Annotated in this window: 6 protein-coding genes; all 6 read left to right on the top strand. The window is 39.4% G+C overall.

The window, feature by feature from the left end; translation table 11 throughout:
* The first annotated feature begins 90 nt into the window (after nucleotides 1-90).
* The 6 genes from CYP28_RS05220 to hypF are packed head-to-tail and all read left to right on the top strand — an operon-like array spanning nucleotide 91 to nucleotide 7,865.
* The gene (locus CYP28_RS05220; protein WP_021091342.1) at nucleotides 91-1,236 is read left to right on the top strand and encodes a hydrogenase small subunit; all 1,146 of its coding nucleotides are present in this window, start codon (nucleotides 91-93) and stop codon (nucleotides 1,234-1,236) included.
* 9 nt (nucleotides 1,237-1,245) lie between these two features.
* The gene (locus tag CYP28_RS05215) at nucleotides 1,246-2,964 is read left to right on the top strand and encodes a nickel-dependent hydrogenase large subunit (protein WP_103593349.1); all 1,719 of its coding nucleotides are present in this window, start codon (nucleotides 1,246-1,248) and stop codon (nucleotides 2,962-2,964) included.
* A gap of 9 nt (nucleotides 2,965-2,973) precedes the next feature.
* Nucleotides 2,974-3,654 carry a Ni/Fe-hydrogenase, b-type cytochrome subunit gene (cybH, locus tag CYP28_RS05210; protein ID WP_103593348.1) on the top strand — a complete coding sequence of 227 codons (681 nt, stop codon included), beginning with the start codon at nucleotides 2,974-2,976 and terminating at the stop codon, nucleotides 3,652-3,654.
* Nucleotides 3,654-4,196 (top strand): HyaD/HybD family hydrogenase maturation endopeptidase, encoded by a 543-nt coding sequence (locus CYP28_RS05205; RefSeq protein WP_103593347.1) that lies wholly within the window; start codon nucleotides 3,654-3,656, stop codon nucleotides 4,194-4,196. The genes cybH and CYP28_RS05205 overlap by 1 nt, the downstream gene beginning before the upstream one ends.
* A complete protein-coding gene (locus CYP28_RS05200) occupies nucleotides 4,193-5,665 on the top strand; it encodes a hypothetical protein (protein WP_103593346.1) in 1,473 nt (490 codons plus the stop codon). The genes CYP28_RS05205 and CYP28_RS05200 overlap by 4 nt, the downstream gene beginning before the upstream one ends.
* Nucleotides 5,649-7,865 carry a carbamoyltransferase HypF gene (hypF, locus tag CYP28_RS05195; protein WP_103593345.1) on the top strand — a complete coding sequence of 739 codons (2,217 nt, stop codon included), beginning with the start codon at nucleotides 5,649-5,651 and terminating at the stop codon, nucleotides 7,863-7,865. The genes CYP28_RS05200 and hypF overlap by 17 nt, the downstream gene beginning before the upstream one ends.
* The last annotated feature ends 6 nt before the right edge of the window (nucleotides 7,866-7,871 follow it).

Here is a 7,871-nt window from a genome sequence, read left to right as displayed (position 1 = left end):
TTACAAATATTAATTTTATAAAATAATTTTTTACTTCTTTAAACAAAGATATTATTAACAAAAGTAAAATTTTCAAGCAAAGGAGCTTATATGAATAATGACTTGCGTCAAAAGATAGATAGACGCTTAAGTGAGCTTAGTGCGTTGCCTAAGATGAAAAGCGACTCGAGTATTGCGCAGCTTTTAAAAGATAAGGGCTTTACGAGGCGTGATTTTATGAAGTGGGCTGGTGCGATGACAGCTTTTATGGCTCTACCAAGTGCGATGACACCGATGGTTGCTCGTGCTGCTGAGCTTAGCGATAGGCTTCCTGTGATATGGCTTCATATGGCAGAATGCACAGGCTGTAGCGAGAGCTTACTAAGAACCGATGCTCCAAGTATAGATAGTCTTATATTTGACTACATAAGCCTTGAATACCACGAAACTATCATGGCAGCTTCTGGTTGGCAGGCTGAAGAAAATTTAGAGAGTGCGATCGAAAAATACAAAGGCAGATACATTTTGCTAGTTGAGGGCGGTATCCCAACTGGTGCGACTGAAAATTTCTTAACTGTTGGACCTCATGGCACAACAGGTAAAACTCATGCTGTAAATGCTTCAAAAGACGCAGCTGCTATCTTTGCGATCGGCACCTGTTCTAGCTTTGGTGGCATTCAAGCTGCAAGGCCAAATCCATCAAATTCAGTGGGACTTTCAAAGGTCACTGATAAGCCAGTTATTAATGTTGCGGGCTGTCCACCAAGTGAGAAAAATATCGTTGGCAACGTGCTTCACTTCTTGCTTTTTGGCACATTGCCTGCGCTTGATGTTTATAATAGACCAAAATGGGCTTATGGCTTAAGAATTCACGATCTTTGCGAAAGACGTGGTCACTTTGACGCTGGCGAGTTTGTCCAAAACTTTGGCGATGAAGGCGCAAAAAATGGCTACTGCTTATATAAAGTAGGTTGCAAAGGTCCATATACATTTAATAACTGCTCACGCGAGAGATTTAACCAGCACACATCGTGGCCAGTTCAAGCAGGTCACGGCTGTATAGGCTGCTCAGAGCCAGACTTCTGGGATACGATGGGACCATTTGAAGAGCCTATGGCAGATAGACTCTTTGATACTGTTTTAGGTCTTGGAGCTGATAATGTTAGCGACAAAGTCGGCATTGGAATTTTAGCTCTTACAGGCATTGGCATAGCAGCTCACGCTGTTATAGCTTCTATGAGTAAAGATAAAGAATAAGGCGAAAAAATGAGTGAAAAAAGAATAGTAATAGACCCTATAACACGTATCGAGGGACACTTAAGAATAGAAGTTGTCGTAGATGAAAATAATGTTGTAAAAGAGGCGTATTCTGGTTCAACTCTTTGGCGTGGCTTAGAGCAGATCGTAAAGGGCAGAGACCCAAGAGATGCTGGCTTTTTCATGCAAAGAATTTGTGGCGTTTGTACATACTCGCACTACCGAGCAGGCATCATCGCGGTTGAAAATGCTCTTGGCATTAAGCCTCCGTTAAATGCAGAGCTAACTAGAACGCTTATGAATGCAGCTTTATATCTTCACGATCACATCGTGCATTTTTATCAGCTTCACGGCCTTGACTGGGCGGACGTCGTCTCTGCACTAAGTGCAGATGTGCATAAAGCTAGCGAAGAGGCGTTTAAATATACTGATCTGCCATTTGCCACGGGAGCTGACAAGCTAAAAGAGGTAAAAGAGAGGGTTGAAGCATTTGTTAAAAAGGGCAACCTTGGACCATTTGCCAACGCATACTGGGGACATAGCACATATAAATTTACGCCAGAGCAAAATTTGATCGTTCTCTCTCACTACTTAGAGTGTTTAAGAATCCAAAGAACTGCAGCTCAGATGATGGCTATCTTTGGCGCAAAAAACCCACATCCACAAAGTTTAACAGTAGGTGGTGTGACCTGCGTAATGGACCTTATAGATCCAGCTAGAATGGGCGAATATATGAGCAAATTTGCCGAGATTAAAGAATTTGTAGATAGAGCTTACTATCCAGATATCTTGATGGCAGCTAAAGCTTATGGTAATGAACCAAGCGTTCTAAACGATGTTGGTGTGGCAAATTTACTCTGCTACGATGAGTTTTTGATAGGCAAAAATGATCATCTATTTAAAGGTGGCTATATCTTAAATGGCGATCTTAACAAAGTTTATGATATCGATGAAAATAAAATCACCGAAGAAGCTACTAGGTCTTGGTATAAAAACGACAAAGCTCTTCACCCATATGACGGCGAGACTGAGGCAAACTACACAGGTCTTATTGACGGTGAGAGCATAGATGCCGAGGGTAAACTAGCTCACAGTAAGCTTTTTGATACAAAAGGCAAATATAGCTGGATCAAAGCACCAAGACATGATGGCTTGCCTATGCAAGTAGGACCGATTGCTAGCATCGTCATAAACTACGCTAGAGGCAACGAGAGAGTTAAAAAAGTAGTTGATGAGTTCTTGTCAAAGAGTGGCTTGCCATTAAGTGCAGTCTTTTCAACTCTAGGCAGAACCGCTACTCGTATGCTTGAGGCAAAAGTGGTTGCTGAGCATACAATGGATGCATTTAATGCTTTGATCGAAAATTTAAAATCAGATCAAGAGACTTGCGCAAAATATGTAATCGATAACAAAAAAGAGTACAAAGGAAATTTTCAAGGCAATGCTCCAAGAGGTGCGCTTAGCCACTGGTGCCGCATAAAAGATGGCGTTATTACAAACTGGCAAGCAGTCGTGCCAAGCACATGGAACGCCTCTCCAAAAGACGCACAAAATCAAATGGGAAGCTACGAAGCGTGCTTAGTTGGTTTAAAGATCGCTGATCTTTCAAAACCACTTGAGATAATACGAAAAATTCACTCTTACGATCCTTGCATCGCGTGTGCTGTGCATGTTATGGATACAAAGGGAAATGATTTGAGTACTTATAAGATAAATCCAAATTTGTAAGGAGAGAATATGTTACATAAAAATGCTGACAGGATCAGCGAATACGAATTCTCCATTGGTGTTAGGCTGACACACTGGATTAGATTTGCAGCGATTACACTTTTGGTTGTGAGTGGCTACTATATCTCATACGTTTTTGTGAGTCCAGAGATCACGAGCGAGCCTACAAATTTTATGCAAGCAAAGTGGCGCATGGCTCACCAGATCGCTGGCTTTGTGCTGATAGCGGCGTTTATCTTTAAATTTTATCTATTTGTCTTTGATAAACACAGCAAAAAAGAGTGGATGAGTGTGGTTGATTTTCTAAATCCAAAAATTTGGATCGCACAGATTAAGTATTATCTTTTTATGGGGCCACATCCGCATTTAAGGGGCGTTTATAACCCTTTGCAGTTTGCCTCATACTTTTTCTTTTATCTTATTTTGACTCTTATTTGCCTAAGCGGTCTTGTGCTTTATGTTCATGTTTATCATGAGGGACTTGGCGGAGCGCTTTATGGGCCAGCTAGGTTTTTTGAAGAGCTTATGGGCGGACTAGCAAATGTTAGAACGATACATAGAATTTGTATGTGGGTCATTATGATTTTTGTGCCTATTCATGTTTATATGGCGGTATTTAACGCTGTTAAAGGCAAAAATGGAGCGATGGACGCCATCGTTAGTGGTTATAAATTTGTAAAAGAACACTGATGAGAGTGCTGGTTCTTGGTATCGGCAACGTGATGTTTGCCGATGAGGGCATAGGTGTTCATTTTGTAAATTTGATGGCTAAAAACTATAAATTTACAAGTTCTAAAAACGAGCTTACATTAATGGACGGGGGCACTTTAGCCCTCGCTCTAACTCACATCATAAGCGAATTTGACTATCTTATCGTCGTTGATTGCATTAGCGCAAATGGTGCAAGCGTGGGTGATGTTTATTTTTTTGACTTTCTAAATGTGCCAAATTTTATCAGCTGGGATGGCTCGGCTCACGAGATCGAGATGCTCCAAACCCTTCATCTAATGGAGCTTGCAGGCGACAGGCCGACAACCAAAATCTTAGGCATCGTGCCTAGCCGCATAGAATCATCAAATTTTAGCCTCTCAGATGAGGTTATAAACGCTTCTAATATTTTAGAAAAAACGCTACTTGATCACTTAAAAGAGCTTGATTTTAAGTGTGAAAAGGTGGCAAATTTTACCCTAAATGATACCCTCGATGAATACGCTAAAAAAGGTTTAAAATGATACTTGCTTTTAAATTTACTTGCCACAAGGATGCTTTGTTTTTGGCTCCATTTTTACGCTTGCTTGCTGGCGATCTAGCCCATAGCCTAAAGTGCAAAGATGATGAAATTTGTCTAAAGGTAAGTGGCAATACCAGTGAGCTTGAGAGCGTGGCAAATAAAGCAAGTGCGCTCTTGCCATTTAGTCTTTTTATAAAGCACAGTGAGGTCTTGGCTGCAAGTGAGCTTGATGAAGATAGCAAGATAAATGAGATAAAATTTGGCAGCCTAACTCCGACTCAAGCGAGCACATTTTTGGATAGCGAAAAGGCTATCTTAAATGAAAGTGGCGTGCTATGTGAGAGTAAATTTGAGGGTGAGATAACGCTTGGTAATTTTAATGAAAAGCTCAAAGCTTGCCTAAATTTATTAAAAAACGGCAAGGGCGTTTGTGTAGAGCAAGATGAAAATTTATATGAAATTTCTCTTGGCGTAAATTTTGACACAAATTTCTTGATGTCTGTAAATTTAAAGCAGCTACCAAAAATTTTTATCGCTGATGATAGAGCTTTGACATTTTTAGCTAGCTTTGAAAAGCCACTTTTAGCACTAAAGACGACAGCCATTTATAGGCAAAACCACGAGGATGCACCGCTATTTTTTGACGTGATGGCGCCAAATGATCTTTTTCTTTACGCCATTTGCGAACAGCTAAATAAAGAGGGCTTTAGCTTTTTAAGCGTTAAAGTAAAGGAGCAAAAAAATGCTCTTTCAAGGCTTACTTTGCTTGAAAGTAGCGCAGTTTTAAGCCTATTTTTCTATGCAAAAAACGAGGAATTTGAGCTTAGTAATTTTAGCGATATAGCTTTGGGGCTAAAATTTAGTAAATTTAGCGATGATGAAATTTGCCTGCTTTCAAAATCAAGCAAAACGCAGCTTCTATTTTTACCTAAATTTAGTAGCTTTGAAGAAATCTATGAGCTTATAAGAGCCGATGAGGGCGGCGAAAGACTACTTGAAAACTTCAGCAAAGAGCACGACTTTCCAAGCGGTAAATTTAGCTCAAACGCTAGCTTTTTCTCGCTATTTTGCATAGCTGGGCGCATACTTGGCTTAGGCGATGACTTTAAAAAAGCAGGGGAGAATTTGCTTCTTATGGCAGCTGATTTTAGCGGTCAAAAGGGCGTTAGGATTGATTATAAGATGAAAGATGACTTTGGTTTAGACGGGGTTAAGTTTGTAAAAAGTATCATTTCATTCATCCTTGCTGGCGCTGGAGAGAAGAACATCAGCTTTGGTTGCACCGAGTCTTTGGCGCATTTTTTGAGCGATTTTAGCTATGAAAAACGAGATAAATTTAACATCAAAAATGTTACTTTAAGCGGGGATTTATTTTATAATAAGGTAGTTAGCAACTTGATAAAAAAGCACCTAAACCCAAATATAAAAACAAATTTTGACCCCGGATTTGGTATTGAAATCAAGCTTTAGATATGAGATCAAAGGCTTAGTTCAAGGTGTTGGTTTTAGACCATTTGTCTATACTTTAGCGCATAATTTTAAGCTAGTTGGCGAAATTTACAATGACGACGAGGGCGTAAAGCTAAATTTTAGTGGCGATGAGGCTAGCTTTTTGGCTTTTGAAAAAGAGCTTTATGAGAAGCTACCAGCCCTTGCTAGGATCGATGAGCTAAGGAAATTTAAGATAGATAAAATTTATGAAAAGCTTGAGATCATCGCCTCAAAAAGAGCCACCAAACAAGCGCCTATCTTGCCTGATTACGCACTTTGTGACGACTGTTTGCGCGAGTTTTATGACCCCACAAACCCACGCTACAAGTACCCATTTATAAACTGCACCAATTGCGGGCCGAGATTTTCCATTATCAAAGCATTGCCCTATGACAGGGTAAATACGACGATGAATGAGTTTAAAATGTGTGAATTTTGCGGTGGCGAGTATAAAGACCCGCTTAACCGCCGCTACCACGCAGAGCCTATCTCTTGCCCAAACTGCGGGCCAAAACTCTATCTAAAAGATAAATTTGGCAAAGTCTTGGCTAGCGGCAACGAATCGGCAAAAGAGGCAGCTAGGCTCATAAATGATGGCAAAATTTTAGCCATTAAAGGGCTTGGTGGTTTTCATCTAGTTTGTGACGCGACAAATGAAGTGGCAGTTAGCGAGCTAAGAGCCAGAAAGCACCGCCCAAGCAAGCCCTTTGCTCTAATGAGTAAAAATTTAGAAAACGCTAGAAAAATAGCAAAAATTTCAGAGGCGGAGGCCAGGTTTTTAAGCTCAAATTTAAAGCCTATCGTCTTGCTTGAAGCAAAAAACGGCTCAAATATCGCAAAAAGTGTTGCTCCAAATTTAAACAAGCTTGGCGTCATGCTTGCATTTAGTGGCATACATCTTTTGCTTTTTGACTACCTTGAGCACGACATCATCGCAACTAGCGCAAATATCTCAGGCGAGGTCGTCATAAAAGATGAGAGTGAGCTAAGAGTAAAGCTAGGCGATGTCATAGACTTTTATCTTGATCACGACCGCGAAATTTACTCGCCAAGCGATGATAGTATCGCATTTTGCGTTGGCGATGAAGTTATTTTTACAAGAACAAGCCGTGGCTTAAATCCAAATTTCATTCATACAAATTTCAAGCAAAAAGGGACATTTTTAGCCCTTGGAGCGGAGCTAAAAAGCTCATTTTGTATTTATAAAGACGGGCTTTTGATGATTAGCCCGTATATCGGTGATCTAAAAAACGTAGCAACTTTTGATAGATTTAAAGATATTTTTACCCTTTTTGAAAAGACCTACAACCTAAAAATCGATAAAGTTGTAGCCGATCTGCATCCAAATTTTTTAAATACAAAATGGGCAAAGTATCAGGGCTTTGAGCTAGTTCATCTTCAGCACCACTACGCGCATTTGCTAAGCGTGATCTTTGAAAACGATCTAGTAGATAAAAAGTATCTTGGCTTTTGCTTTGATGGCACTGGATACGGGGAGGATGGCAAAATTTGGGGTGGCGAGGTCTTTAGGCTAGATAAAAAGAGTTACGAGCGAGTTTACCATTTTGATGAATTTAACCTATTTGGGGGCGAAAACAGCATCAAAAATATTTATCTAATCGCATATTCTATTATTTTAAAATACTCTCTTGAGGACGAAGCTAGTAAATTTTTAGTAAATTTTGATGAAAAAATGCTTGCAAATTTTAAAAAAATGGAGCAAAAAGGATTAAACTTAGTAAAGACTAGCTCGGTTGGTAGGATATTTGACGCATTTGGGGCGATTATTTGTGGGCTTTTTCACTCAAGCTTTGAGGGTGAGAGCGGCATGAGACTTGAGGCGCTTTATGACAAAAATTTAGATGCGTGTTATAAATTTAGTCTAAATGATGGAGTGATCTGCTTTAAAGAGGCCTTTAAAAATGCTTTAAAAGATGAACCAAGGGTGGCTGCAACGGCATTTATAAATGGTATAGCTGATATTATTTTTGAAATTTCTCAAAATGAAAAAAAAGAGGTTTTATTAAGTGGTGGAGTTTTTCAAAATAAGACTTTACTTGATATCATTTACAAAAAATTTACTAAAGTAAATTTGAAATTTCATATTAATAAAAAATTCTGTAGCAACGATTCTAACGTAAATTTAGGGCAAATTTATTATTATTTATCCACATTTTAAAAGAAC

This window comes from Campylobacter concisus, from assembly GCF_002914195.1.
Lineage (GTDB): Bacteria > Campylobacterota > Campylobacteria > Campylobacterales > Campylobacteraceae > Campylobacter_A > Campylobacter_A concisus_M.
The sequence above is the reverse complement of the archived record's forward strand: the minus strand, read 5'-3'. Positions and strand labels throughout refer to the sequence as shown.